Origin of the sequence: Actinoplanes sichuanensis (assembly GCF_033097365.1) — a bacterium.
Taxonomy (GTDB): domain Bacteria; phylum Actinomycetota; class Actinomycetes; order Mycobacteriales; family Micromonosporaceae; genus Actinoplanes; species Actinoplanes sichuanensis.
On the sequence record NZ_AP028461.1, the window covers coordinates 4,134,068 to 4,160,722 of the forward strand.

Sequence of the window (26,655 nt, forward strand, 5' to 3'; positions counted from 1 at the left end):
GCGAAGTACCGAGCGGATCGCGGCAGATGAGCGCACGCCTCTTGGCCGAACGGCCTGCCATGATGCCTACATGCTTGTCGAGGTGGTGAAGGCCGCCAAGTTCCCCTGGAGCCCGCTTCTAGTCCAGGTCAGGACCTCTTTCGGACATACCGCAGTCCGCTGGTGCGGAGTTCCAGATATTCCGCCGGGGCAGTACCCGGTGGAGTGGACGATCGATGAGCAGATCGAATGGGGTCAGAACGCTCACCCGGCCGACGAGACCTCGCCGGGTCTCGAGCAAGGAGGTCACTGCGTCATCGTCCGGGGCCGGCTCAAGCTCACCGTTGATGGCGCAGCGATTCTCGAACTGGACGGCGATCAGATCCTGCTGGACGTCGTCGGATCCATCCCGACCTCGAGCGACGGATCTTGGGTCGACCTCTACCTTCAGCGGGAGAACATCGCCCTTTACCCGTACGAGCTTTGAAGGCCGCCAAAAGGCCGCCAAGCGGATCGTGGCAGATCCGGACGCCCGAACTGGTTCGCCAGCCCATCCTCCTCGTCGCAGAATGTCCCCGTGCAGCCTGATCCAGTAATCCGTAGCCCCCACGACGATCCATCAATTTCGGATGACGAACTCATCCGCCGCCGTGAGGAGTGGTTCGAGACCTATACCTCGCGGCGAAACGTGTTCGCGCCGGCCGCGGACGCGCCCTATACCTGCCCTTGCTGTGGCCACGCCACGCTGTCCGAACGTGGCTGCTACGAGATCTGTAGCGAGTGCTGGTGGGAGGACGACGGCCAGGACGAGCACGACAGCGCCATCGTCAGAGGCGGGCCGAACGGCAGCCAGAGCTTGGACGACGCGCGAGCTGAATACATCAGCAAAGGCCGAACACCACAGCCCCATCTGCCACCGGCCGAGCCGATCTGACGCACTGTCATCGGCACGAGTGGGCGCCGGCCACCGCCAGCCCGTCGTGGCGCTTGACAGCGAGCGGATCACGGCAGTCGAGTGCTACCTCTAACCATCCGCAGAGAACTTCGACTCGGAGTCGGCCGGGCGTGGTCGAATGCCCCATGCGCATGAGCTACGACAGTGAGGCGAACGCGGCATATCTCACCATCGAGCAGAAGATCCTTGATGGTTCGGCGATCGAGAACGTCGTCGTTGAACGACCTGGCCAAGGCGACATCGTGCTTGACTTCGATGCCGACGGCCGACTACTCGGCGTCGAGGTAATCGGCGCGAGAGAACTCCTCAGTGCCGACGTGCTCGCGACAGCCGATGAGGGGTGACCCGCGCACGGTTAGCGGCAGTTCAGCTCGCCAGGTCCGGACTGTCGCCGGGCGGCGGTCCTATTCTTGCCGTTCATCGAGCAGCCCAGAACTTTCGGGCCACGCCTGCAGGCGTCGGACGTGATGGTTCAACTGTTCGCTGAAGGCTTCCTCGTCCAGTTCATGTGCGCGACGGGCACGCCACACCTCCGCGAGGCTGTCGCCGATCTCGCCCAGCTCGATCAAGCAGTCGGCGAAGTCGCGCGAACGCTGAAGCCAACCGGGTCCGGAACCACGGCTCGGACCCGCCTTGTCAGCGAGCAGCAGGAGGGTGCAACGCGCCTCGGCAGCGATCCCCAGCCCGGCGAGCTCTACTGCTCGGAGATTACCCTCAGGCCCTTGAACGATCTGGACAAACGTTTCCAGAATATCGGAATTCCGCACCGGCACCTTCGTCCCCGCCTCCCGACAGACACCAATATCAGCACCATATCTACCGACACCAGCAGATTTCCGAGCGCACTCTCATCAAGCAGATCCGGATACTGATGTCAGTCAGGTCTAGCTACAGCGGGTCACCTGGCCAACGTCGCGAGGGGGGCGATTTCATCCCTTGCTGCGCTTGAACCAACGCCGCCACGGGTGCGGCTCAGAATGGTCGAACTGGGCCTGCAGCGCTCGCTGATGCTCACTTCGCAGTTCCGACAGGCACGCGGCGAGACCGGTACGCAGAGCGCCACACGTGCTGCAGTGGGGCAGGGTGCAGCCGCGGTGATCGTTGGCGATGGTGACGAGAGCACGTTGAACTATGCCTGGGGTCAACGTGGTGTACCCATGGGGGTTGGGGGCAGGGGCGGCGAAGAGGTCAACAGGTTCGAGGCTGAGGACCTGACGCTCAGGACCATAGTGCTCGGCGGCTTCGACGGTGCGGTCGATCGCTTCCTGTAATGCAGCAAGTCGGTCCACGGTAACTCCCCAAGGTGACGCTGGCCTGATCACGATAGGCGCCACATCGGTGCAGACCGCACCTGGTACCGCTAACTTACTTCTGCTATCGGTACACAGCCCGTAGGGCGATCGCGCCGGAGCGCGTTATACCGTTCTCGCCCCTTGGCGAACGCCCTCTCGTCGGCACGACAAGACGTTTGCCGGAAGCTGTCGACCACCGATCGTGGTTGCGCGCCGACTGCGCGCGGATCGCGGCAAGAGGGCGCGCCGATCGTGGGGTGTTCGGCCGGAGGAGGTAGGGCGGATCGGCGCAGCGGAGGGTTCGGCGGCGCCGGGGTGGTGGTTCGGGACGCCTTGGTGTCAGCCCATTGATCGCATGGCTCCGTATCCGAGTATGGCCAGGAAGATGCCGAGGCTGACGTAGGACAGGATTCGCAGCGTTCGACGTCGTTGGGGTGCGCGCAGCAGTACCGCTGCGGTCGTCAGCTGCCCGGTGAGGACGGCCAGCGGGGCATAGATCAATAGTCCGGTGCCGGTCGAGCCGTGGAAGGCGGGCACGGGGTACAGCTCCTGCATCGCACGGTCGAGCGCGCCGGGCCACGGGCCCTGCGATGAAGGATCTCCGATGACGAAGTACGACAGGTAGGCGAGGATCTTGTATCCCAGCAGCGTCAGCAGGATGAGGGCCGCACCGCGGAGCACCGACTCGCACCACTCCAGCGGTGTGGGCCAGGCTGCCGATCGGAATCCGGACAGGAATCCGCCGGGAGTGGCTCCCACCGCGGCGCGCAGTTCGGCCGCGTAGTCCTGGGGCTGCTCGACAGCGATCTGCTCGGGATGTTCCCGGAGGTGTTCTTGCAGGTCGGCGATGAGCTCGCGCCGACGGCGCCACGGTACGTCCAGCAGGAGGTGGTCCACCGCTGTGACGTAGTCCCGGATGGCCTCCGATGACACGGAAAGGGTTTCGCCGGCGGGTGCAGCGGACTCAGTGTTGCTCACGTTGATTCCTCATCTCCAGGAGTCGGTCGACGACGCGGGCGAGGCGTGACCACTCCGCGTCGGCGGCGTCCAGGTCGGCTCGGCCGGTGGGGGTGATGCTGTAGTACTTACGGGCGGGTCCGCTGGCCGACGGCTGCAGCCGGGAGGTGACCAGCCCGTCCTGCTCGAGCCGGCGTAGCACCCCGTAGACGGAAGGGTCGCCCAACGGCGTGAGGCCTTCGGCCCGTAATCGTTCCAGCAGTTCGAGCCCGTACAACTCGCGACGTGACAGCGCGGCCATGACGGCGATGTCCAACACGCCCTTGAGGAGCTGACTCGATCTCACCTAGTCTGTATAGCAGAGAACCATGCATCACACACAACCCCGTGATCATGCGCATTGTCATCGATACGATCGCCCGCAGCTGCGTCCCGGAGGCCATGGAGGCGGCGAAGATGTAGTCGGGGTGGCGGTTGAGGTTCTGGATGACCGATGAAGCCTGACGGGGCGAGACCTACCAGTGCCGGGCGGCGGGGCACCGGCCGGTGCCCCGCCGCCGGCGCTCAGGGCTCGATGAAGCGGGCGCTCTGGCCCTCTGTCACCCACGGGTCGCTGCTCGACTCCGCGCTCTGGAGCTTGATCGTGACCGCGTGCACGTACTGGTCGGCCACCGGGCTGAAGTTGACGTCTTCGAACCAGGTCTGCCCGGTGGGGGCGCAGAAGTCCGAGCCGTAGTCGGTGTAGGTCTGGATGAACCCGTTGTCGTACTCGACCATCATCTGGACCCGGACGCATTCGTTGCGCGCGTTGTTGACCCAGATCCGTCCGACGAGTGTCGGTTCCCAGACTCCGGGGGTGTTCATCACCCAGTCGAGGCGGCCGTCGTCGGTCGGCCGGCCGGAGACGTCGTGGAGCCGGCCGTCGCCGAAGTCGAAGTGCGGCTCGGTGATCTTGAACTCGTCGACCCGGTAGACCGTCGCGTGCGCGACCCCGGCGATGCCCAGGCCCATGGTGACGGCCAGTCCGACCACCAGGGCGCGTAGTCCCGTTCTCTGCCAACGCATTTCCGATTCCTCCTGCTCGTGGCCCCGGTCCGGTGACCGGGCCTGCGCGATGAGTGTCGGAAGGAGTCCTCATCGTGGTGTCAGCACCGCGTCAGTGCTCGCGACGTCCCGCGGATCGTCTGTGGCGGGTTGGCGACCAATCGGTGCTGTCGTCGCCGATTCGTGCTGCGATTGACGGCGATGGATCGGCGGCGAGGGACGGGGGTCGGCATGGCGGAACAGGCCCGTCGCAGGCGCTGTTTCGTCTATGTGGCCGCGGCCGGATACGGCAAGACGACGACGCTCGAGGCGCTGTGCGCGGACGGCGCGGGGACGTATCGGACGGCCGAGGCGTTGCTGGCTGCGCCGTACCGTCATCCGCAGTCAAATCCGGCCCGGTTGGTCGTCGACGATCTGTGTGCGTTGCCCGTGCCGGCGCAGCGGCGGCTGGCCCGCGATCTGGCGACGTTGCCGGCCGATGTGGAGCTCTGGTTGGCGGCACGTCGGCCGCCGGCTCCGGAGTTCTACGCCGCGCTGTCGGGTGCGGCCGTGGAACGTGGTGCCGCCGACCTGGCGCTGTCGCTCGACCAGGTGGCGCGGGTCCTGCGCGAGGAGCACGGCATCGTCGACGCCGAGGTGGCCGTGCTGGTGTACGACGTGACGGCGGGATGGCCCGCGCTGGTCCAGTTCGCCGGTGAGGCGTTGGCCCGGCAGGGGGTCGGCGCGCAGGAGCTGCTCGCGGCGATCACCGCCCCGGGCACAGAGGCCGCGAACTGGCTCGGCGAGCAGGTGCTGGCCGAGCAGCCGGAGGGCGCCGCCGGACTGTTGGAGGCGGCCGTCGCGCTCGACCCGGTGGCCGACGGGCTGTGTCTGGGCCTGGCCGACGCGGGGCTGCTCGACACCGGGATGCCGGGTACGCCGCTGGACTCGCTGCGATGGCTGAACCGTGCGGGTCTGCTCGTGGCGCGCGGCGGTACGGCGTCGCGACTGGTGCCGGCAGTGTCGGCGGTGCTCGGGCATCGGCGCCGGTCCGGCTGTGCGGGCACCGGCAGGCCCTCCGACGCCTTCGTCGACTTCGCCGTCGCCTGGTATTCGCGCCACCGGCAGCCCCTTGCCGCGGCGGCGCTGCTGCATCGCGCGGGGCGGCCGGCGCGATGTGCGGCCGTGCTCGCCGAACACGGTGACCGGATGCTGGCCGCCGGCGGCGGGGCCGAGGTGGTGCGGCTGCTGCGGTCGATCCCGGAGGAGCACTGGTCGTTCGAGTTGCGGCTGGTGCACGGTGACGCGCTGCGGATGACCGGTGACGTCGCCGGGGCGCTGCGGGTGTTCGCCGCGCTGCTGCGGGATCCGGTCCGCGGTGGTGACGCCGGGCTGCGGTGGCGGGCGGCGATGGTGCATTACATGCGCGGCGAATACCCGACGGCGCTGGAGCTGTGCACGGTGCCCGTCGAGGCCGGGCGCAGCGTCGACGGGGTGCTGCTGTCGGCCTGCCGGGCCAGCGCGTTGGCGATGCTGGGTCGGGCCGCCGAGTCGACTGCGGTGGCGGCGGAGGCGGTGCGCTGCGCGGAGGGGCTCGGCGACGATCGGGCGAAGGCGGCCGCGCACATCGCCGCCGCGCTCGGTGGTGTGGGTGCCCGGCGTGACGAGCATCTGGCCGCCGCGTTCGAGGCGGCGCAGCGCGCCGACGACGTGGTCACCGTGGTCCGGGTGCTGGTGAACCGGGCCGAAGGGCTGATCCGTGACGCCAAGTATCCGGAGGCGTCGCGGGTCGCCGCGCGGGCGGTGCACACCGCGGAGCACAAGTGTCCGCCGGGGCTGCTGGTGTCGGCGCTGTCCAACGCCGGTGACGCGTTGCTGCGGCTGGGCCGCTACGACGAGGCCGAACGGCATTTCGAGCGGGTCGTCGCGGTGTCGCACCGGGTCGGTCTGAGCCGTGCGGCGTCCGGGTTGTGGGGTATCGCCGAGGTCCGGCGGCAGCTGGGCCGGCGTGAGCAGAGCCGGACGGCGTTCGAGGAGGCGGTCGACGCGGCGCGTGCGGTCGCTGACACGCAGGTGCTCGTGCCGGCGTTGGCCGGTCTCACCCGGGTGTTGTTGGACGGGCCGGATCCCGATCTTGCGGCGGCTCGTCGCGCGGCCGAGGAGGCCGAGCGGGCCGCGCCGGAGATCCTGTCGCCTCTCGCTCTGGTGGCCGCCGGGTGGGTCGCGTTCGCGGAGGGGGCGCTGCCGGTCGCGCAGCAGCGGGCGGCCGCGGCGGTGACCGCCGCGCGGGCGAGTCGGCGCGCCGATTGTCTGGCCACCGCGCTCGAGCTGGTCGCCGCGGTGAGCATCGACACCGGCGGTGCGGTGGCGGCGTTGCGGGAGGCGGAGGCGATCTGGCGGGCCGCGGGTGCGGTGCCCGCCGCGGATCGGGCGGTGGTGCTGCTCGGTCGGGTGCCCGGCGCCGACGGCGCGCAGCGTTCGGCGGCGAAGGCCGCCGAACGGCGGCTGGTGGAGCTGGGGGTGCCGGCTGTCGACGGTGCCCGCCTGCCGGCGGGTGAGGACAGGTCGACACCGGTGCGGGTGCGGGTTCTGGGCGGGTTCGAGGTGTACGTCGACGGCCGGCCGGTGCCGCTGCCCGCGTGGCGTTCCCGGCAGGCGCGGTCGCTGGTCAAGATCCTCGTCGCGCGACGTGGCCGGCCGGTCCCGCGCCTGGAGCTGCGCGAGCTTCTCTGGCCCGATGACGAGGCACATCGTACGGCGCATCGGTTGTCGGTGTTGTTGTCCGTGGTTCGCACGGTGTTGGATCCGGCGCGCCGCTGGCCGACCGACCACCATGTCCGGGCCGATCTGGCGGGGATCTCGCTCGACGTCGGGCATGTGGCGGTCGACGTCGAGGAGTTGCTGAGCGACGCGGCGCACGCGGCACTGCTGGTCCGGACCGGTGATCGGGCACAGGCACGGGAGGTGCTCGTCGAGCTCGATCGGTTGTATCGCGGTGACGCGTTCGGTGACGAGCCGTACGAGGAGTGGGCGGACGGGCTGCGCGAGGAGGCGCGTGCGGTGTGGCTGCGTGCGCTGCGCGACCTCGCGGGGCTCAGCCGGGCCGCCGGTGATCTGGACCAGGCGGTGACCTATCTGGTGCGGTTGCTCGCCATCGACGCGTATGACGAGGTGGTGCACCGCGGCCTGGTCGAGGTTCTGGTGCGGGCCGGCCGGCACGGCGAGGCCCGGCGGGCCTTCGACCGCTGGTGCCAGGCCATGCGCTCGATCGACGCGCCGGTGCCGACCGTCAGAGTCCTCGCCGGCCGGCCCTGACGGCTTCACTCACTTCAGGAAGGGCTCGCTGGCGCACCGGACGAAATACTGGACGATGTCGAAGTACGCGTAAACCTGCGCGGATTCGACGTCACAGATGTTGGAACCGGTGCCGCCGTAGCCGGTGTCGTAGCCCTCCTCACCGAACAGGAGGTCGTCGGCGGCGCCGCCGACGAGCACGTCGGCGCCCTTGTCGCCGTAGAGGTCGTCGCAGCCGTCGTCGCCGTACAGGGTGTCGTCGCCGGGGTCGCCGTGGATCACGTCGTTGCCGCCGCCGCCGTGGATCACGTCGTTGCCGCCGTGACCGCGGATCAGGTCGTCGCGGGAGGTGCCGGTGAGCACGTCGTCGCCGGAGGTGCCCTCGATGACGAAGCCGGTCCCGCCTGATTCACACAGGGGGATCGCGGCCGCCGGTCCCGCACCCGAGAGTGTGAGACCGGCGGTGGTGAGGATGGTCGCGCTCAGCAAGGCCATTGACTTGCGCAGGTTCTCGGTCATGCGGGCAACATCCCACCGGACCGTCATCGTGGCGTCAGTACGGCGCCGGCCGTACCCGGTGATCAGCAGTTGATCTGGGTTTCGGTGGCCGGGCTGCAGACGTCGACGCCGCCGGCCGGTCCGCCGTTGCCGGTGTCGGTGCCCGCCTCGCCGTCCATCGCGTCGTCGCCGTCGTTGCCGCGTACGACGTCGTCGCCGTCGCCGCCGAACAGGTCGTCGTCACCGAAGCCGCCGTTGAGCACGTCGTCGCCGGCGTCGCCGTCGAGGCGGTCGTTCTGTTCGTTGCCGGCGAGTTCGTCGTCGCCCGCTCCCCCGCGGATCCGGTCCCGGCCATCGCCGCCGTTGAGAGTGTCGGCGCCGGTGCCGCCGGTCAGGGTGTCGTCGTCCTCGTTGCCGTTGACGGTGTCGTCGCCGTCACCGCCGTCGGCGAGGTCGTCGCACTGGTTGCCGAAGATCAGGTCGTCGCCGTCCTCGCCGCTGATGTCGTCGGTGCCGTCGCCGCCGAGGATGGTGTCGTTGCCGGCACCGCCGAGGATGACGTCGTTGCCGCCGCGTCCGTCGATGAAGTCGGCGCCGCCGCGTCCGTCGATGATGTCGTCGAACGGCGTGCCGATGAGGTTGTTGGGCAGGACGTCACCGATGAGGATCAGACCGGGTCCCTGCGCCTGGCAGTGCGGGTCGTCGTTGGCGTAGGCGGGTGCGGCGCCCGCCGCCAGCGTGGCTGCGGCGAGTAGGAACGCGGCGGTTGTGGCCAGGGTCTTTCGTGTGTTCATGAAGGTGCCTCCAGAGACGCTGCGCCGGGCCCGTGTGGTGCGGGTCCGAGCCGCCGAATGCGGCGACAGGCAGAGCGTCGCGGGGACCCGTCAGCGCGGTGTCAGTGCGCCGTCATCATCGCGTCGTCAGCCCGGGATGGCGGGCTGATCGCGCGGCGGGAGGACACGGGCGGGGGACGGCTCTCGCTGTAGGAGCCACTGTTGCAACTCGAGATGGCGGAACTGGTAGGCCGAACCGCTGGTCCGCAGGAGCCCGGCGGCGGCGGCCCAGCGCAGGAACGCGGTGAACGTCAACGGGAGTCTGCCGCGGGCGACCGCGATGCCCCAACCGATCGCGAAGCGAAACCACGACCGCCTGCCGAAGAGACCGAAACCGGCTCCGGCGGCGACCGCCGCGAACGCCGCCGGCATCGGGTCCACGGTGGTCAGCCCGACGGCCCGCACCGCCCCGAACGCCAGGGCGAAGAAGGTCGGTACGCCGATCACGACCGCCGTCTGCACGGCGGAGATCAGGTCATCCTGCACGACGGCCATCGGCAGTTGTGGCCTGGCGTCCGCGGGCAAAGGGTCACGGCGGAGAACCGCGATGGCGGCTCCGGCGACCAGGCAGCCGGCGAGGCCGAGCAGACCTGCGTAGGCCATGGGGTCCACGTACTCATACGGGCCATCGATGGTGACGGCGGCCAGACCGACGCACAGGCCGGTGGCGGACCCGACGACCGCTCCCCCACCGTGGCGGCGCACGGCGGCCAGTAGGCCGGAGACGACTCCCGCCCCGATGCCGACGACCATGCCGATCTCACGCGCGGTGACGAATGAGCCGGCGAAGGCCTCGCCCAGGACCTCCGCGAGCCAGATGGGCAGGGCGATGACGCCCGCACCGGCCGGGAGAGCCAGAGACCTGCGGAAGTGCGGGAGGGCGGCGAATCGGCCGGCGAGCTCGCCGGTCCAGTGGAAGCACGCGGCCAGGCAACCCGTCCACAGCAGGAGGTAGGTCAACTGGTAGCCGACGACCTCCAGATTGAGCCGTGGCAGGTAGAGGAACTCGGAGAGCAGGGTGATCAGGGACAGCCCGAGCACCGTACCGGCCCGGAGGACGCCTCGCAGGCGGCTCCACACAAGGCCACCGAGCGCCATGACCGCGACCACGACCACGGTCATCAGAAGATCGCCCTGGAGATCCGACGACCAGATATCGACATCGAAGGCGTCGGCCGCGCCCCACAGATGCAGGTACGCCGTGGTGGCGACCACTATGCCGGGTAGCGCGGCACGGAGTCCTCGGCGATAGCGGGGCCACCATCGCCCTTTCGCCTTGGCGCGCGGCACACCGGAGAAGGTGGTGCCCGAGGCCAGCCAGGCGGCGATGAGCGGCGTACAGACCAGTCCGGCGAAGGGGATGATCTCTCCGAAGACTGCGGCGATGATCGTGCGAGCGCCGTTGCCGAGGAAGTCGGCCGTCGCGGCCAGCCAATCCGACGGCGTGCCGATGGTCTGCAGCGCGACCACCACGCACGCCGCGGCGACCAGCAGTCCAGCGGTCCCGGCGTGCAGCAGACGCGGCAGTCGGCTGGTGGCGAACAGTTCATGCGGCACGATGTCGACGACCGGATGGCCGCGGTCGTCCAGGTCGGGGTTTTGCAGTCGCCGGGCCAGCGTGGTCAGGTATCGGGTGACCTGTTCACTGGTGTATGGAGGCGCTTCGCCTTCCGGGCGGCCGGCCTCGGCCACCTTGGTGGCGGCGTGTACGTACCCGCCGAGCAGTTCGCGGTGGATACGTGCGCTCGCCGCGGCGGGCAGCTCGTGGTCGGCGCGTTGGAACAGCTCCTGCGGGTCTCGGCCGGCCTGTACGGCGGTGACGGCGAGGTTGAGCTGCCAGGGTCGGGCGAGCAACGCCCAGAGGACCGCGTTGTCCGGGTCCTTGAGCGAGGTGAGCACCGGCTGCCAGCGCGCGGCGACGCTGGGCTGTGTCTCGAAGGCCTCCCGTAGGTGGTCGGTGATCTGGTCCGGATCGAGTTCGAGAACACGTACCTCACGGGCCCCGGCCACTGTCGATTCCCGGTTGCCGAGCTCGGTGTAGCGGGTCTGCCGGCACGTGAGAACCATCCCGCCGGGTTTCTCGCCGACGCGGTGACGCCGGTTGAGCCAGTCGGTCGCCGCGATGGCACGGACCGGTTCGTCGCCGTCGAGGTCCATCTCGTCGAGGCCGTCGAGGACCGGCAGGATCCGGCCCTGTTCCACCAGCTCTTCAGCGCGGGGCACCGGCACTCGATGGTCACGGGCGAGGGTGTCGACGAAGAACCGGCTGATGGGTCGGCTGGTGTCCCAGGCCGCGAGGTTGAAACGGACCGGCACCGGGCCGCTGTAATCCCGGGCGGGATCCAAGAGCCACAGGATCAGGCGTACGGACGTGACGGTCTTGCCGGATCCTGGTTCGCCGACGATCACCAGGCGTGCGCCGCCGCCCGAGGAGGTGTAGAGCTCCCCGATGTCGTCGAGGGTCATCGGCTCGGTGGAGTCGTCGAACACGAAGGAGCTCGCCATCAGTTCGGGCTGGGGTGACCCGGCGGTGAGGGTGACGTCTACCGGTCGGGTGTGGCTGAGCATGGCGGCCAGGTTGTCGCTCTCCGCCCGTCGGACTCGTTGGCCCAGCTCGACGCCCCAGTCCGCGACGCCCTGATGGTTGTTCCGGTAGGTCTGCACGAAACGCGCGAGCGCCACCACCGGGATGATGACCGCGAGGATCAAACTGACGACCTGCGACTGATCGGCGAGTGTGTCGAGCTGGTCGTTGGTGGGGTCGAGCTGGGCCGCCGCCCAGAAGGCGGGCGGCAGCAAGGCGACGACGACCAGTGCCCACAGTCGCCGGTCGGCCTTGGTGCGGCGCTGCCAGCTGTAACGCATGGCGACATTCTGCCTACCGATGATGATCTACGGCATCGTGTCCCACCGGATTCACCGCATGATCGGACGGGCCGTGAAGCATCGTCGGTGAACCGCAGCCCTGATCTGCTGAGTGACCTGGTGAACGGTCCCGTCCGGCCTCGTCGGCCGCGCCCGTCTCATGCCGCGTCACGTCGTGTCAGGATGCGATCATGTCGGTTCCCCAGTCCCACGCCGCCGAGGATCCTCGCCCGGCAGGCCCCGTGAAGGCGGCCGCGATCGGGACCTCCGTGCTGCTGCTGGCCTACTGCGCTTTCATCAGTCTCGGCCTGCCCGATGGTCTGCTCGGCGTCGGATGGCCGTCGATGGCAGGCGAACTGCGGGTGTCCACCGATTCCGTGGGCGTGCTGTTGTTCGCCAGCACGGTCGGCTACCTGTTGTCCAGCGTCGCGGCCGGGTTCACCCTCGTCCGGCTGGGTGTCGGACGGCTGTTGGCCGGCAGCACGGCGCTCGCCGCGCTCGCCCTGGCCGGATATGCCGCCGCGCCGGGGCTGGGCTGGTTGCTGCCCTGCGCCCTGGTCGCCGGGTTCGGCGGTGGAGCGATCGATACCGGCCTCAACGCGTACGCCGCGAACGCGTTCGGGCCTCGACACATGAACTGGTTGCACGCGTTCTTCGGCCTCGGTGTCGCCGTCGGGCCGCTGATCATGACCGGCGTGCTCGGTGGCGGTCTGTCGTGGCGGTGGGGTTACGGTCTGGTGGCCGGTGCGCAGGCACTACTGGCCGTCGCCTTCGTCGTATCCGCCCGGGCGTGGGCACCGCACCGCGCCGCCGACACGCCGGGGGCCGCCGCGAACACTGCGTTGCCGCGGGTCGGGGCGACTCTGCGGATGCCCGCGGTGTGGTTCAGCATGTCGGCGTTCGCCGTCTACGTCGGGCTCGAGGTGGCCACCGGTCTGTGGGCGTACCTGTTACTCACCGAGGACCGCGCCGTCAGCGCGACCGCTGCGGGACTGTGCGTCTCGGCGTACTGGGCGAGTCTCTTCGTCGGCCGGGTGGTGCAGGGCTTCACCGTCGAACGGCTGGGCACCACCCGTACCCTCGTCGGTGGTCTCGTCGGCATGCTGGCCGGTGCCGTGTTGATGGCCGTTCCCGGTCCTGCCTGGTCGGCCGTGGCCGGCCTGATGGTGATCGGTTTCGCCGCGGCGCCGGTGTTCCCGCTGCTGACGTTGACCACCGCCGACCGCGTCGGGCAGGCGCACGCCGACCGGGTGATCGGTTTGCAGATGTCGGCCACGGGCCTGGGCGGGGTACTCATCCCCGCCGGTGTCGGTGTGCTCGTCGAGCGTGTCGGGGAATACACCCTCGGGCCGTCACTGACCGTTCTGGCGGTGGCGCTCCTGGCCCTGTACGCGGGCGCGACCCGCTATCGCGCGCGGGCTGCGTAGCCGCTCGCCTGTTTATTCGGTTTACCCGGGGGCGTCTGCCGCGGACAGTGGGCCGGTGGATTCTCCCGCGCGGATCACCGCGCTCATCGAGTCGGCGGGGTACGGCGACGGCGACCGGGTCGTGGTCGGCCTACGGTGCGGGGACGCGCCGCCGGTGTACGTGAGCCACGGTGACCCGTTCACGACGGCCTGCGTCGCGTCGGTGTCGAAGCAGATCACGGCCGCGTGCGTGGCGCTGCTCGTGCGGCAGGGAAGGCTCGACGTCGAGTCGGTTCTGGCCGAGTGGATCCCCGAGCTTCCGGCGTGGGCGGCCACCGTCCGGGTGCGGCACCTGATCCACCACACAGGCGGGCTGCCCGAGGCCGGCGAGTTCTTCGCGCTCAAGAGGGCCGGGCGGGACCGGACCGTCGCCGGCATCCTCGGCGAGTTGGGCGGGCATGAGACTTTGGAGAGCACGCCGGGGACCACGTTCAGCTACCGCAACCCTGGTTACACGTGTCTGTCGGTCATCGTCGAACGTGTCGCCGGTAAGCCGTTCCCCGATTTCGCGCGCTCGCGTCTGTTCGAGCCGCTGGGTATGGCCGGCACCCGCTACTGGGCAGGCCCGGATCCGTTTCCGCCCGGTGGCACGCCGACCGAGCCGGGTTCCCCGGCGCCGCTGTCGCTGGGCGACTGCGGGGTCTGGTCGACGGCGGCCGATCTGATGCGCTGGAACGAGGCCTTGGCGAACGACGAGCTCGGCGTTTCGGGCCTGTTGCACACGGCGGGGCGGCTCGACGACGGCACTCCCCTGCCGTACGGCTGGGGTATCGACGTGGTGACCCGGGCCGGGTTCCCGCTGCACCGACACGGCGGCGTGTGGGCGGGTTTGAGCGCTCAGATCGCTCGGTTGCCCGCGCAGCGTGCCGGACTGGTCGTGATCGCGCTGGATCATGAGGAGGCCCGAACTCAGCGGCTGGCCGACGGTCTGATCGACGAGCTGATCGCCCCCTGACGGGACGACCGCCGCCGACAGCCGCGAAGCAGAATGGCCGCGATCCGCTTTTCGGCAGTTCACGGCCATCCCGTTAACCTCTTGATCAGGTACTGGCTAAAGTCGGGCGAGGATCTCCATCTTCTTGGCGGAGAACTCGTCGTCGGTCACCACACCGGCCTCACGAAGTTCACCGAGACGCCGCAGCTGCTCCATCGGGTCGACGGCGGCCGGGGCCGAGGGCACGCCCGGCGCCGGGGCCGTGACCGGCAGGTGTGCCGGGACGCCTGCATAGTGGTGGGTGTTGCGCAGTGTCTGCTCGTAAAGCCGGGCAGCACGTGCGGTCTCGTTGATGATCGTGACGGCTGCCCGCGGTTCGGGCACGTCCTCGAGGATGACGAGTTCGACACGGTTGGATCGCTGCACGTGCACCAGGACGTTTCCGACGCCCCGCGATTTCTGGATCAAGGCTTGGCGCATGTCGACGTCCATGATCTGAGCGACCGGTATCTGCTGGGCGTTGGTGGACACGATGCCCTTCTCGAAGTAGAGCAGGGTCGAAGTCAGCCGGTACTTGCCGCCGCCGATGCCGGTCAGGGTCAGGCCCCGGGCCTCCCACAGTGTGCCCGGATCGTTCAGCTCGACGACGATGTCCCATCCCTGCGGCGCGGGCGGCCAGGCCGGGTCCGGTTGCCAGCCCACCGGCGGCAGCCAGCCCTCGGGGGCCGGGGGCCATCCTGGTGCGGGATTGAACTTCTTCGCCACGACTCACCTCATCGTTGCCGGCCAACTTGGTCGCTGACCGATTCGGCAGCGTCCGACGGCTCTTGAGCCGTGGGAGAGTTCAGCAACCGGTCTGCAAGCCGCAGACCGCAGCGGCGGCCCCGATTGTCGCGACCGATGATCGGAGAAGAGCGGCATGGTAGCGACGGCAGCGCCGACCCGTGGCACGGGTAGGCCATTTCAAGGCCGAGTGCTCAGTACGTACCGGGGCCAGGTGTCCGATCAACTCGATTCACCTGCCGGCTTCGGCTCGGCCTCCGAGCGTGCCATGATCGCCGGGTGGAGGAGGCGTACCGTCCTCGCGCGCTGCGGGTGATGGCGGAGCACATGTCCGACGACCCTGTCTGGGACTCGGACCTTGACCACATGGGTCCGGTCGTACTTCATGATCTCGGTGTCAGCGCGCAGCTCGTCCAGCGGTTGCAGGCGTGGAACGAGCGCTACAACGCCATCGCACTGACGGGTTTCGAGTTCGCCGGCGTGGATGAGGAGCAACGCTGGCGGCAGGACGGGCGGGCGTTGGCTTACGAATTGCAGAATGAGCTGCCGGACATCGAGATCAGCTATTTCGAGGACGCGGACCCGAGGCCCCTCCGTGATCGTCGCGGCCCGTGAAGGCCGATCTGTGGTGCTCATTCCGGGCGCCGGGTGCTGGCCCTGGTCGTTGCTGTAGAGCCTGTCCCGGCGGGGACGTCCTCGTTGACCTTGCCGGGCGCGATGTGGGTCGAGGTCGGATCGGCGGGTTGCCGGCACGGTGCTCAGTCGTCGACGGGGAAAGGCGCTCGGTTGTCGGACTCGGAAAGTTCGGTGTCGGAGTGGGCCGGCGCCGGGCTGGTCCATTGGGTGAGCAGCACGGTGGCGTCGTCCTGCAGGCAGTCGTCCTGGTAGTCGAGGATGGCGTGGACCAGCCGGCGGGCGGTCTCCGGTAGCGGTAGGTGGTCGGCGATGGCCTTGACCGTGAAGTCGACGAGCCGGTCGATGCCGAACGGCTCGCCGCCGGATCGTGCCTCGGTGACGCCGTCGGTGTAGAGCAGCACGTGATCGCCGGGTTCCAGTGCTTCCTCCACCACGACCGGCGGCCGGTGGTGGCCGAGCGAAACCGGCAGGGCGGTGGGCGTCGGCAGTACCTTGACCGCTTTGCCCTGGCGGATGACCACGCCGCTGGGATGCCCGGCGGAGATCACCCGCAGTATGCCGGTGCGCTGATCGAGTTCGGCGAGTACCGCGGTGATCAGGCCGCGCTGGTCGTGGTCGTGTACGGCCTGGTCGATGTGGTGGTAGGTGGCGGTCAGGTCGAGGTCGGCGCGTCGGGCGTTGCGGTAGGCCGCCAGCGCGAGTGAGGCCAGCATGACGGCCCGCATGCCGCCCGCCGAGCCGTGTCCGACGGCGTCGAAGAGCGCGAGGTAGGCGATGTCGCCGTTGACGGCGTAGTCGAAGGCGTCACCGCCGACGTCGTAGCACGGCTCCAGGATTCCGCTGATCATCATGTGGCCGGTGGAGAACGTCAGCGGCGGGAGCTGGGCGCGCAGCATCTCCGCGGCCAGGCGCATCGGTTCGCGGCGGCGTAGCCGTTCGATGGTGTCGCTGTAGAGGCTTCGGGTCACCATGAGTTCGGCGAGCAGGGCGGCGACGGTCGCGCAGTCCTCCACGAGGGTGTCTGCGGCCGGGCCGGTCAGGGCGACCTCCATCACGCCGAGACGTTCGGCGCCGTTGATCAGTGGCACCCACAGCCGGGTCCCGTCGGGGCCGAGGTCACCGGCGCAGGCCGCGACGGTGGAGAAGGCACGCCCGGCGAGGGTGCCGTCGACCATGATGCGGTCCCGGTCCGGGACGTCTCCGGTCAGCAGGGGCAGGAGTTCCCGTTGCCGATGATCGACCAGGTAGATGATCATGCTGGTGGCGCCGACCAGTGGGGCGGCCCGCATGGCCATCTGCGGGAGGTCGTCCGGCCGGGCATGGTGCGACTGCCGCAGCAGCCGGCCCAAGGCCTCGATACCACTCACTGGCGTCCTCCTCGTCGCAGCCCTCAAGGCAGTGTGGCGTACGCCGACCGGCAACGACTCCCGTACCGGCGCGGGTTTGAGGTCGTATGGCTTGTAGATCACTCGGACATGAGCATCTCCTGCAGTTGCGGAAGGCGGACGAACAGGTCGGGGAGGCCGCGCAGGCCGTTGCGCACGGATTCGTGCGACAGCGCGAGGTCGGGGCCGGTGTCGGCCTCGACACCGGAGAGGCAGCGCAGGATGTTCCACCTGGTGAATCCCAGCCGGCCGCCGATCATGAACGCGAACCAGCTCGGCCCCCACGGCGGCAGCGTTCCGCCCGCTGCGACATAGCCGTCGAGGACCGAGCGGAAGACGGCGGGTCGGATGTCGTCGAGGCCTGGTCCCTTCGCGAGACTCAACGCGGTCGAGCCGAGTTCACCGGCCAGGTCGAGCATCCCCGAGAGTTCCCAATCGAGCAGCACCGGCCGACCTTTCCGAGAGAGCAGGTTCCAGGGCTGGATGTCTCGGTGTGTCAGCACGGCGGGTCCCGGGCGTTCACAGGTGTCGACGAACCGTGCCATCGCGAGGAGCGTCTCGACCTGCCGGGCGAGTTCGCCGGCCCAGGGCTGCCCGGTCGCCGTCGCCCGCTCGGCGAGCGTCGGCCAGTCTCGCGGCACCGATTCCTGGATCGGGGCGGCGGGCCACGCGACGTCGAGTGTGTGGAGGCGCGCGAGAATGCCGCCGATCTCGAACGCGTACTCCGCCGGCACTGGTGCTTCCGGCAGTTTCTCGCCGTCGACCCACCGATGAACGAGCGTGTGATCGCCGGCCAGGATGGGTTCCGGCATCGGGACTCCGGCGGCGAAGGCCGCCTGCTCGAATCTGAACACGTCCTCGGTCCGGTAGATCTCGCGGCGGTCGAGGAGGTTCAACTCCTTCACCGCGAAGGAGCCTTGGTCGGTGTCGAGCCGGTACAGGCGGTTGGCGAACCCGCCGCGGACTCGGGTCATCGGTCCGGTCGGCTCACCGAGAAAGGACAGATCCACCTCACGCAATTTAAGGGACGCAGTCATCAGATGTCTTCCGGGGATACTCCGGCCTTCGGGCCGGGGAGGAATCGGAATGTCCTGCGTAGCAGGGCAAGCACAGCCGATTCGCCGGCAGGGTGGATCGGCGTCAGTGGCGATCGGGTTCGCCACCGACCGGACGGGTTTCTCGTGGGTTTGACCGGGTGTGACCGGGGTGGCTTCGGCCCGATCACGGCACCGGTTGTCGCTCGATGGTGTTCGGCGGCGGGAGGACCGTACGCAGGATGCGGGTCAGATCTGCTTCTGAGGGGGCGGTGTCGTGCGCGGGCTCCCACATGACCACGGCCTGGAAGATGACGTAGGCGATGGTCGGCAGGTCGGACTCGGCGGTCACTTCGCCCCGGTGCACGGCGCGTTCCAGGGCCCGGTGGAAGGGTGCGAGAGTGCGGGCGTTGGCGGCCCGGACCAGTTCGCGTAGCTCGGCGGCGCCGGTGGTGGCGGCGGTGATCATCGCGCGGCCTTCCGGTCGGGCCGCGTTGTCTCTGATCAGCACCATGAGGGCGAGCAGGTCGCCGGTGACGGTGCCGGTGTCGGGGTCGGCGTCGTAGCGTTCGAGCAGCGGTTCGACCACGGATTGCAGCAGGGCCGCCTTCGACGGCCAGCGGCGGTAGATGGTCGGTCGGCTCACTCCGGCTGCTTTGGCGACGGCGTCGATGGTGAGGTTCGCGAACCCGGTCCGGGACAGCTCGGCCAGGGTGGCGGCGCGGACGCTTTCGACCACCTGGATGCTGCGCGGGCCCTGTTGGATGCCGCGGGTGGGCCGGTTCGGTTCGCTCATCGGGTCCCGACCCTAACACCGCCAACTAATGTTTACACAGTGTTGCCATTTAGTGTTCGGGGACCTAGCGTCGGCAGTCGCAACAGCCCGCGAACAGGAAGGTGGCCGCATGTCCACGGCTGAGGTATCGAGTAGGTCCCTGACCGATCTGATCCGCCTGACCGGCCGTCGGGCGGTCGTCACCGGCGGCGCACAGGGCCTCGGCAAGGCGATCGCCCTGCGCCTGGCCGAGGCCGGAGCCGACCTGATCATCGGTGACATCCGAGAAGACCTCGCCGACGGTACGGCCGTCGAGATCGCGCGGCGCCACGGCGTACGGGCCATCGGCTGCGCACTGGACGTCACGGACACGGCCTCGGTACGGGCGGTCGCCGACCGGGCCGTCACCGACCTGGGCGGACTGGAGATCTGGGTCAACAACGCCGGCATCTTCCCCAGCGTTCCGCTGCTCGACATGAGCGACGAGATCTGGGACCGGGTCCTCGACGTCAACGCCCGTGGCACGTTCGTCGGCGCCCGGGAGGCCGCCCGGCGGATGTCGGCGCCGGTGGGGTCATCGTGAACATCGCCTCCACGGCGGGTTTCCGGGGCAGCGCGCCGGGCCTGGCCGCCTACGTGTCGTCCAAACACGCCGTGCGGGGGCTGACCCGGGAGCTGGCCTTGGAGTTGGCGCCGAAGGGCATCCGGGTGCTGGGGGTGGCGCCGAGCCACGTCCCGACCGAGGGCAACATCGCAGCCGCGACCGCGGCCGGGGTGCCGGCCGATCAGCTCGACGCAATCGCGTTGATGATGACCGGACCGATCGGGCGCCCCGGGGTGCCCGACGACATCGCCCGGGTCGCGTTGTTCTGCGCCTCGGACCTGTCGGCGTTCATGACCGGCAGCACGCAGCTGGCCGACGGCGGAACCACCGCCTGACCCGGTCTCCCGGCTCGGCGATCACCATCCGGTGCGTCGGCGGAGACGCCTCAACCAGGATTCGGATCGCGGCGCCGGCGGCGACGGGGGCCGATCGCGTTGTGGGCGGGTGGCCATGAACTCTCAGTCCTGGCGGAGGGCCTCGGCATAGCGCGGAACTGTCGGGACCGGTGGCTGCCATGCCTGCGGGAGGGCGGCCGGCGGTGGGGTTCGTCTGGTGTGCAGGGCTGCGACCAGTGCCGAGGGCTGTCGCAGGGTCGCCTCGAACAGGATGGGTGCTCGTTGCAGCTGGGCGTGGAACAGGGTGGTCGTACGGGCGAGCAGTTCCTGGCGCCGGGGGATCCTGCCGCGGCCCGCGACCTCATCGGTGCAGCGGGACCGTGATGACAGCGCGACGCCGCACCGCGCAGGGCTCGAGGGTCCCGGCGGTGCGCCGGGTCAGCCCGACTACAAGCCGATGTTGGCCTTGGCGCCCATATACGAACCAGCGCCGGGGAATCCCGACTGGCACAGCCGCACGAACGTGTCGCTGAACCCGAGCCGGGCCAGCTTGTCCAACTCGACGAACTCCACCCCGCGGATCGGTCGGGTATCCGCACCGCCGAGAACCGCGCCGATCTCGCCGCCGACCCGCCGGACTTCGAAGGTGATGTGAACGACTTGCCCGGCAGTGTTGTCGCAGAGGTACAGCAGGCGACCCGTCTCCACCTCCACGCCCGTCTCTTCCCGCATCTCCCGGACCAGCGCCTGCGACAGCGTCTCCCCCGCCTCCACCTTGCCGCCCGGCAGGGACCACGTCCGGGGACCGCCGGTCTCCTGATTCAGCACCAGAATCCGGCCGTCCTCGATGCAGATGCCGGTCACGCGGGTCCTCACAGGGCGACCGTAGCAACCGGGAAGGTACGGATACGACGCCGGCGTCCGGTGTCTTGATGGACTCGGTGTCGATCCTGCCGTCGTCGTCGGTGTCGAACTGCACCGAGTCGAAGATCCCGTCGCCGTCCAGGTCCGCCACCGCGGGTTCACTCGGATCGAAGTCCATGCCCACTCCCCTCCACGCCGCTGCACCCTGATGACGGAGGTTTCCCCGCGCCATCTCGCCGCACGAAGGTGATCCAGGTCACATCGATGGCTCGGGTCAGAACGGCGGCGAGCCGGGCTCGGTGATCAGCTGCCTGATCAGCGTGCGCCGTGCCATGTCATCGGCGTCGGCCGGCACCCGGGAGCCGGCGTCCCGCGCCACCTGTTCGGCGAATTCGGCGGCCAGGTGCTGGTGACGGAGGTAGGCGAAACCGTAGAGGTCGCGATCCGAACGCTGCCAGACGGCTTCGCCGGTCAGGAGCGCGATCTCGATGCTCGCATCCCGTGGGGCCAGCGCCACGACGTCCTCGCCGGTGTTCACCGGCGTCAGCAGCAGTCGGCCGACCTCGGGTCCCGCATGGATGAGGTCCGGGTAGAGGGCGACCAGCAACGCCAGTCCGTGACTGAGGTCAGCCGGGTGGTTGCGGTGCGCCAGCAGAATCTGCAGGAGGCCGGCCCGGGCTTCAGCGGTCAGGTCGTCACCGAACCGGCACAGAAAGGCGACCGCGGGCCTGGCCAGCCACGAGGCGGTCTCCCCGGCCGCGCGCAGGTTCTCGGCGAGACGCAGGTGGTCGAAGGTGAGGGGGCCGGGCGACGGGTCGGTGAGCACCGCGATGAGTTCGCCGGCCATCTCCTCCTCTCGGTCCGCGCTGCTGAGCCGGTAGGTGCCGGTCATCGCGGCGATACCCGCGTTGTAGGCGGCGCCGCGGACCCGGTTGGCGGTCTCCAGCCGCAGCCGGGTGACGAACGTGTTGGCGATCGGATCGGCACGTGCCTCGATACCGGCCCACCGGTCGGACGGGCGCCCCAGCAGCGACAGCAGGCCGCGCCACTCCTCGCCGTACTCCCGTTGGAAGGTCGCATGCCACAGATCCAGCAGGGTGGTCCACCACTCCTCCGGGTCGGCGCCGGCCGGCGCCAGATAGGCCAGCGGCACCGGCTCCTCGACCAGCCGGGTGAGCAGCAACACCAGGTTCGCGGTGTACGTGGCGAGACGGTCCACATATCGGCCGCCCGACGGGTCGTAGCTCGCGAACGCGCCCTTGCCCCATCGGTCCGGCGCCGCCCGGATCAGCCAGCTGACCACCGCCAGCACACCCTCCCGGGTCTCCTCGCCCTCGGCATCCAGCAGCTGACGGGCGAACGGCAGGACCGCGGCGGCACCCGCGGTGACCAGGCGGTGCGACAACAACGCGAACAGCAGATCGTCGTCCCACTGCTGCGACGACGGGCGCCCCAACGCGGCATGCAGATCGGACAACTGCTCGACCAGGTGGTACGCGACCAGGTACTCGCCGAAGGTGGCGTGCAGGAACTCGTAGCTGCGCCCGCCGCCACCGCCGTCGGCTTCGGCGGCCGTGATGAAGAAGAACCGGCCGATGATCCGCTGTGCCGGGTCCAACATGCCCGGCGGGGTCAGGATCGGATCGGCGTTGCGGCGGCTCAACGCGGCCAGATCGAGCCGCAGCTGATCCTCACCGAGATGCAGCCGACCTCGATTGATCATGCCGAAGGCCACCACGCCCAACTGCCAGAGCGCGTCATGGCGCCGTTGCGCCGGGCCGCCCGCACCGGACTGGCCGGGTTTGGCGAGCTCGCGGGTGATGAAGTCGTGCAGCAGCGCGCCGTACAGCCCGGCGGCGGAGTCGTCCTCCGGCAGTGGGCGCCGCGCCGCGTACAGGGCCAGAAGCAGCAGCAACAGCGGCTGGTGGGAGAGGTCGCCGAGGCGCAGGATCCGCGAGGTGTCCAGTTCGAGCAGCCCGGAGCCCGCGTTCGTGGCCCGCCACGTCCGCAGCCAGCTCTCCACCTGGGTATCGAAGAAGTCCTCGAGTTTGATCACCAGTGAGCCGTCCGGGATCTCGGCCAGATCGGCGACGACGGTACGGGCGGTGACCACCACGACCAGCGGATGGCCGGTGACCTTCTCGATCCGCTGCAGCTCGGTGACCCCGGCCAGATAGCCGGACTGGGTGGAGCCGGTCGCCTGCATCAGCTCGTCGAGCCCGTCGATGAACAGCACGCGGACGGTGCCCTCGGCCGCGTCGCAGAACCCGGACCAGCCGACCCGGCCGTTGGTGGCCTTCTCCAGGGCGCCGCTCATCTGCTGGTACAGCGGCGCGGTCGGGTCGGCCACGTCGCGCAGCGCCACCCGTACCGCGGTGAACCGGTCGGCGGTGGACAGGCGCGCGGCGCAAACCCTGGTGAACAGGCTCTTGCCCGACCCGGGGTGGCCGAGCACCACGAGCGGGCGGTCGACGCTGGCCGGTGACGCGAAGTGCCCGGCCAGGAACGTCTCGATGTCGTCGCCGAGCGGCTGACCGGCCCACCACTGCTCGTCGGCGGGACGCGCGTCGGATCCGGCGAGCGCCCAACGGAACCGCGGGCTGACGTAGCCCGCCTCGACGGTGGGCAGTGTGACGCCGTCGAGGTCACCGGTCTCGGCGACCGGGATCAGCGGTGCACCGAAGACGTCGCGGTTGATCGCGCGGACGGTGTCGAGCAGGCGGGCCGGTCCGGCTTCGTCGCGGTGGACGATGGTGGCGACCAGGTCTTCCAGCCGGGCCAGTGAGGCGCCGGTCTGCTGCTGGGTGGCCGCGTGTTCGCCGAGCATCGCCCAGATCTCGAACTCGCGGACGTCGGCGGCGAGACGGGCGTACTCGGCGCGGTAGCGGCTGGTGGCCCGTTCGGTGATCTGTCCGACCAGCGGGTCGGTGCTGCGGGTGTCCTGTTCGCGAGGCCAGCCGGCCAAGCCGGCGAAGAACTCCAGGCTGGTACGGGCCAGGTCGCGGTAGAACGGTTCGATGCGCTCGGTGATGGTGCGGTGCAGCCCGGCCGTCGCGTCGGGCAGCGGGATCCGGCCGGAGGCGACCAGGCCGATCGCCCATTCACCGGCTGCGGTGGTGAGGTGGGCCATGTCCTCGTCGGTCAGATCGAGCTCGTCGTAGACCGGGCCGAGCAGTTCGCGGAGCGCGGTGAAGAAGCAGCCGTGCACCAGCGCGGTGTGTGTCGCGGCGAGCACCTCGAAACGGTCCTGGCGCTCACCTTTGCGCAGTCGTTCCCAGCCGGCCGAGACCAGGCCGTCGAGGAGGCGCATCAGCTCGTTCTTCTGGTCCACCCAGTCGAAGAGGGCCATCAGCTGGGAGGTGCCGGTCATCAGGTAGCCGGCGCCGCTGCCCAGGATGGCGAGCCCGAGCAGCCGATCCAGGCGCTCCACGATCTTCGGGGTACCGACGAGGATGCGACGCGCACCGTCGAGTGTGTACGGATCGGAGCCCACGAGACGTGATGGTAGTGCGCCCGTCACTCTGCCGAGCATGGTCGCTGGACACGGCGCTGCACGCCACCCGCTTCGGCGGCATTCGTGAAACGCAAGAAATGCTGGGATGTGACCCGGAAGGCGATTCGCCTCGGAGGGAGTCTCTCGCGCAGGTGCGCTTCGACCGCGTTCCGGTCCAGATGTACGCCAAGCTCCGACGCGGGTTTCGATGTCCGGCCGAGCGGATGACCGGGGTTAGAGAGCATCTGACAGATCATGGTCGGCTCCGGTCCGGTTTGGCGCGGAGCCAGATCATGATCGAGGCGACGGTTACCGTTGCCTCGTAACGCTCTTTGAGCTTGTCGTACCTGGTCGCGACGGCCCGGAACTGCTTGAGCCGATTGAATGCCCGTTCGACCTGGTTACGGTCCTTGTACCGCTGTGCGTTGAAGTTCGGCGGCCGCCCGCCGCGGGAACCCTTCCCGGCGCGGCTTCTGCGCACATCATCGCGTTCCGGGATGGTGTGCGGGATCCGCCGGGCCTTCAGCGAACGCCGGTTGGCCTTCGACCCGTACGCCTTGTCAGCGGTCAGATGATCAAGACGCTTGCGGGGGCGGCCGACACCTCCGGGCCGGGCCACCGCGACGTTGTCGAGCAACGGCACCAGTTCCCGGGTGTCGGAGGCCTGCCCGGGTGTGAGCCGTCTGACCAGACTGCGGCCGCGTCCATCAGCAAGCAGATGCAGTTTGGTGGGCAGTCCTCCTCGCGAGCGACCCATCCCTTGGGCTGCCCGCGAATCCGCCCTGCTCAACCCCCTTTACGGGCCCCGGCGGCATGCTGGTGCGCCCGCACGATGGTGGAGTCGACCTGCGCACGCCAGTCGAGATCACCGGCCGCGTCGGCCTCCGCCTGCAGATACTTCTCGATACGTGCCCAAGTGCCGTCCTGCTCCCACCGGGCGAACCGGTCGTAACAAGTCTTCGCCGGACCGTACCGATCCGGGATCTCCTCCCACTTCGCGCCGTTCTCGACGCGCCACAGGATCCCGTTGATCACCTGCCGATGATCACGCCACCGACCACCACGCTGCGGCGCCATGGACGGCAACAACGGCTCCAGCCGCTCCCAGTCCTGATCAGTCAAATCACCAGCCACAACACGCCAACGATCGACCACAGTCATCCGTGATGATCCGTCAGATGCGCTCTAGTACGGCAGCCGCCGTTCGTGAGGTGACCTCGGATCCTGCGGGAACAAGGACGGCCACCGCATGATCGTCTGTGCGTTGTGGACACAACATCAGACCTTGCGGTGGCCGAGAGCCACAGCGTAGAGCCTGCTCGGTGGCGACGAACCATCGACCTGGTGATCGACTCGTTCGCGGGCCGGTTCTGCCGGGTTGAGCCCCGCCGGGCGGCGGCCGGGTTCGTCACCGGGCTGCTTGCCGACCTGGAGGTCAAGACGTGTTGGCAGGTGGCTGAGCAGGCCGGACATGCCCGACCGGATGCGATGCAACGGCTGCTCTACCGGGCCAAGTGGGACGCTGACGCGGTGCGTGACGACGTTCGCAAGGTCGTCGCTGACCGACTCGGTGACCCTGACGGTGTCCTCGTGGTCGACGAGACCGGCGATCTGAAGAAGGGCGTGCACTCGGTCGGTGTCCAGCGTCAATACACCGGAACCGCCGGGCGGATCGAGAACGCCCAGGTCGGAGTGTTCCTCGCCTATGCGAGCAGGCACGGTCACACTCTGATCGACCGCAGGGTTTACCTGCCGAAGTCCTGGACCGATGACCGTGACCGGTGCGAGCGGGCCGGCATTCCGCAGGACGTCACGTTCGCCACCCGCTCGGAGTTGGCCGACGACATGATCAACGCCGCGGTGAATGCCCTGGTCCCAGCCCGGTGGGTCGCCGCGGACGAGGCCTACGGCAATAACACCCGGCTCCGCAGTGAACTGCGCAAACTCCGCCTCGGCTACGTGCTGGCAGTCTCCTGCGATCACCTCGTGCCGATCGACGCAGGCAAGACCCGCTGCCGCGTCGACCGCCTCGCCGAGAACCTGCCCGCCACCGCCTGGACCCGGCGCAGCGCTGGTGACGGCTCGAAAGGACCACGGTTCTACGACTGGGCCTGGCTGGCCGACGTCGGCGCCGACGGTGACCCCGACGACGATGGCCGGCACAGCCTGCTCATCCGACGTAACACCACGACCGGTGAGCTGGCTTTCTACCGCTGCTGGGCACCGGGGCCGGCCACCCTCGCCCAGTTCGTGCGGGTCGCGGGAGTTCGCTGGATCGTGGAGGAAAGCTTTCAGGCCGGAAAAGGCCAAGTCGGCCTTGACCAGCACCAAGTCCGACGCTGGACGTCCTGGCACCGGTTCACCACCCTCGCCCTGGCCGCCCTCGCCGTCCTCGCGATCTGCGCCGCCGACGCCCGCACCGCAGATCGTCGCGGTCAGCCCGACATGATCGACCTGACCGTCAACGAAATCCGCCGTCTGATCAACGTCCTGCTGATCCGGCCAACCCGCAGCATCGCCTACCGTCTGCGCTGGTCAAACTGGCGACGCCGCCACCAGGCACGAGCCAGACGAGCCCACTACGCCCGCCGCCTCACCCTCGAACTCCAACCATGATCACGAATGGCGGCTGCCGTACTAGTCTGACGGG

The 26,655-nt window shown here is 69.2% G+C and carries 23 protein-coding genes and 1 pseudogene; 10 read left to right on the top strand and 14 right to left on the bottom strand.

The features are described 5' to 3' along the window. Window positions 1–70: 70 nt before the first annotated feature. The 3 genes from Q0Z83_RS19065 (at window position 71) to Q0Z83_RS19075 (ending at window position 1,278) form a co-directional block, all read left to right on the top strand. A complete protein-coding gene (locus tag Q0Z83_RS19065) occupies window positions 71–466 on the top strand; it encodes a hypothetical protein (RefSeq protein WP_317795303.1) in 396 nt (131 codons plus the stop codon). A gap of 90 nt (window positions 467–556) precedes the next feature. Then, window positions 557–913 (top strand): CPCC family cysteine-rich protein, encoded by a 357-nt coding sequence (locus Q0Z83_RS19070; RefSeq protein ID WP_317795304.1) that lies wholly within the window; start codon window positions 557–559, stop codon window positions 911–913. A gap of 146 nt (window positions 914–1,059) precedes the next feature. After that, entirely contained in the window at window positions 1,060–1,278 is a 219-nt protein-coding gene (locus tag Q0Z83_RS19075) for a DUF2283 domain-containing protein (RefSeq protein ID WP_317795305.1), read from the top strand. Between the two features lie 60 nt (window positions 1,279–1,338). Here Q0Z83_RS19075 and Q0Z83_RS19080 read toward each other — a convergent pair whose 3' ends face one another. Beyond that, window positions 1,339–1,701, bottom strand: a complete 363-nt coding sequence (locus Q0Z83_RS19080; protein ID WP_317795306.1) for a hypothetical protein — start codon at window positions 1,699–1,701, stop codon at window positions 1,339–1,341. A gap of 210 nt (window positions 1,702–1,911) precedes the next feature. Here Q0Z83_RS19080 and Q0Z83_RS19085 point away from each other — a divergent pair, with 210 nt between their 5' ends. Further along, the gene (locus Q0Z83_RS19085; RefSeq protein WP_317795307.1) at window positions 1,912–2,205 is read left to right on the top strand and encodes a hypothetical protein; all 294 of its coding nucleotides are present in this window, start codon (window positions 1,912–1,914) and stop codon (window positions 2,203–2,205) included. A 360-nt stretch (window positions 2,206–2,565) separates the two neighbouring features. Here Q0Z83_RS19085 and Q0Z83_RS19090 read toward each other — a convergent pair whose 3' ends face one another. From Q0Z83_RS19090 to Q0Z83_RS19100, 3 genes are all read right to left on the bottom strand, one after another. Then, on the bottom strand, window positions 2,566–3,204 hold the full coding sequence (locus Q0Z83_RS19090; RefSeq protein WP_317795308.1) for a hypothetical protein: 639 nt from the start codon (window positions 3,202–3,204) through the stop codon (window positions 2,566–2,568). Beyond that, window positions 3,191–3,529 (bottom strand): PadR family transcriptional regulator, encoded by a 339-nt coding sequence (locus tag Q0Z83_RS19095; protein WP_317795309.1) that lies wholly within the window; start codon window positions 3,527–3,529, stop codon window positions 3,191–3,193. Before Q0Z83_RS19095 ends, Q0Z83_RS19090 begins: the two co-directional genes overlap by 14 nt. A 218-nt stretch (window positions 3,530–3,747) precedes the next feature. After that, complete coding sequence (locus Q0Z83_RS19100) at window positions 3,748–4,248, bottom strand: hypothetical protein (protein WP_317795310.1); 501 nt, start codon at window positions 4,246–4,248, stop codon at window positions 3,748–3,750. Window positions 4,249–4,458: 210 nt separating this feature from the next. Here Q0Z83_RS19100 and Q0Z83_RS19105 point away from each other — a divergent pair, with 210 nt between their 5' ends. Then, window positions 4,459–7,521: a tetratricopeptide repeat protein gene (locus Q0Z83_RS19105; RefSeq protein ID WP_317795311.1), complete on the top strand. Its 3,063-nt coding sequence runs from the start codon at window positions 4,459–4,461 to the stop codon at window positions 7,519–7,521. 9 nt (window positions 7,522–7,530) lie between these two features. On the opposite strand, the gene Q0Z83_RS19110 is transcribed toward Q0Z83_RS19105, so the two are convergent. From Q0Z83_RS19110 to Q0Z83_RS19120, 3 genes are all read right to left on the bottom strand, one after another. Next, complete coding sequence (locus tag Q0Z83_RS19110) at window positions 7,531–8,019, bottom strand: calcium-binding protein (RefSeq protein ID WP_317795312.1); 489 nt, start codon at window positions 8,017–8,019, stop codon at window positions 7,531–7,533. Window positions 8,020–8,081: 62 nt separating this feature from the next. Further along, window positions 8,082–8,792 (bottom strand): calcium-binding protein, encoded by a 711-nt coding sequence (locus tag Q0Z83_RS19115; RefSeq protein ID WP_317795313.1) that lies wholly within the window; start codon window positions 8,790–8,792, stop codon window positions 8,082–8,084. Window positions 8,793–8,918: 126 nt separating this feature from the next. Continuing rightward, window positions 8,919–11,696: an NACHT domain-containing protein gene (locus Q0Z83_RS19120; protein WP_317795314.1), complete on the bottom strand. Its 2,778-nt coding sequence runs from the start codon at window positions 11,694–11,696 to the stop codon at window positions 8,919–8,921. A gap of 191 nt (window positions 11,697–11,887) precedes the next feature. On the opposite strand from Q0Z83_RS19120, the gene Q0Z83_RS19125 reads away from it, so the two are divergent. Both Q0Z83_RS19125 and Q0Z83_RS19130 read left to right on the top strand, forming a co-directional pair. Next, window positions 11,888–13,123, top strand: coding sequence for an MFS transporter (locus Q0Z83_RS19125; protein WP_317795315.1), 1,236 nt, complete (start codon window positions 11,888–11,890; stop codon window positions 13,121–13,123). Between the two features lie 55 nt (window positions 13,124–13,178). Next, complete coding sequence (locus Q0Z83_RS19130; protein ID WP_317795316.1) at window positions 13,179–14,117, top strand: serine hydrolase domain-containing protein; 939 nt, start codon at window positions 13,179–13,181, stop codon at window positions 14,115–14,117. Between the two features lie 96 nt (window positions 14,118–14,213). Here Q0Z83_RS19130 and Q0Z83_RS19135 read toward each other — a convergent pair whose 3' ends face one another. Further along, window positions 14,214–14,861, bottom strand: a complete 648-nt coding sequence (locus Q0Z83_RS19135) for a PH domain-containing protein (RefSeq protein WP_317795317.1) — start codon at window positions 14,859–14,861, stop codon at window positions 14,214–14,216. A 297-nt stretch (window positions 14,862–15,158) separates the two neighbouring features. Between Q0Z83_RS19135 and Q0Z83_RS19140 the strand changes: the two genes are divergently transcribed. Continuing rightward, window positions 15,159–15,494 (top strand): hypothetical protein, encoded by a 336-nt coding sequence (locus tag Q0Z83_RS19140; protein WP_317795318.1) that lies wholly within the window; start codon window positions 15,159–15,161, stop codon window positions 15,492–15,494. A gap of 143 nt (window positions 15,495–15,637) precedes the next feature. Here Q0Z83_RS19140 and Q0Z83_RS19145 read toward each other — a convergent pair whose 3' ends face one another. The 3 genes from Q0Z83_RS19145 to Q0Z83_RS19155 all read right to left on the bottom strand — a co-directional run bounded on the left by Q0Z83_RS19145 (window position 15,638) and on the right by Q0Z83_RS19155 (window position 18,730). Continuing rightward, window positions 15,638–16,882, bottom strand: a complete 1,245-nt coding sequence (locus Q0Z83_RS19145; RefSeq protein WP_317795319.1) for a PP2C family protein-serine/threonine phosphatase — start codon at window positions 16,880–16,882, stop codon at window positions 15,638–15,640. 98 nt (window positions 16,883–16,980) lie between these two features. Continuing rightward, the gene (locus Q0Z83_RS19150; protein ID WP_317795320.1) at window positions 16,981–17,910 is read right to left on the bottom strand and encodes a phosphotransferase family protein; all 930 of its coding nucleotides are present in this window, start codon (window positions 17,908–17,910) and stop codon (window positions 16,981–16,983) included. A 211-nt stretch (window positions 17,911–18,121) separates the two neighbouring features. Continuing rightward, entirely contained in the window at window positions 18,122–18,730 is a 609-nt protein-coding gene (locus tag Q0Z83_RS19155) for a TetR/AcrR family transcriptional regulator (RefSeq protein ID WP_317795321.1), read from the bottom strand. A 109-nt stretch (window positions 18,731–18,839) separates the two neighbouring features. On the opposite strand from Q0Z83_RS19155, the pseudogene Q0Z83_RS19160 reads away from it, so the two are divergent. Continuing rightward, window positions 18,840–19,604: pseudogene (locus Q0Z83_RS19160) on the top strand (SDR family NAD(P)-dependent oxidoreductase); the annotation flags it as partial. A 491-nt stretch (window positions 19,605–20,095) separates the two neighbouring features. Here the strand turns inward: Q0Z83_RS19160 and Q0Z83_RS19165 are convergent. The 3 genes from Q0Z83_RS19165 to Q0Z83_RS19175 all read right to left on the bottom strand — a co-directional run bounded on the left by Q0Z83_RS19165 (window position 20,096) and on the right by Q0Z83_RS19175 (window position 25,166). Continuing rightward, window positions 20,096–20,512 (bottom strand): NUDIX domain-containing protein, encoded by a 417-nt coding sequence (locus tag Q0Z83_RS19165; protein WP_317795322.1) that lies wholly within the window; start codon window positions 20,510–20,512, stop codon window positions 20,096–20,098. A 274-nt stretch (window positions 20,513–20,786) separates the two neighbouring features. Then, window positions 20,787–24,005 (bottom strand): NACHT domain-containing protein, encoded by a 3,219-nt coding sequence (locus Q0Z83_RS19170; protein WP_317795323.1) that lies wholly within the window; start codon window positions 24,003–24,005, stop codon window positions 20,787–20,789. Between the two features lie 253 nt (window positions 24,006–24,258). Then, window positions 24,259–25,166 (bottom strand): IS5 family transposase gene (locus Q0Z83_RS19175; RefSeq protein WP_396349885.1). Its coding sequence is split into 2 segments (ribosomal slippage): window positions 24,259–24,792 and window positions 24,795–25,166, totalling 906 coding nucleotides; the frame shifts between segments, so codons are not numbered across the junction. 174 nt (window positions 25,167–25,340) lie between these two features. On the opposite strand from Q0Z83_RS19175, the gene Q0Z83_RS19180 reads away from it, so the two are divergent. Next, entirely contained in the window at window positions 25,341–26,621 is a 1,281-nt protein-coding gene (locus tag Q0Z83_RS19180; protein WP_396349889.1) for an IS701 family transposase, read from the top strand. Window positions 26,622–26,655: the final 34 nt, after the last annotated feature.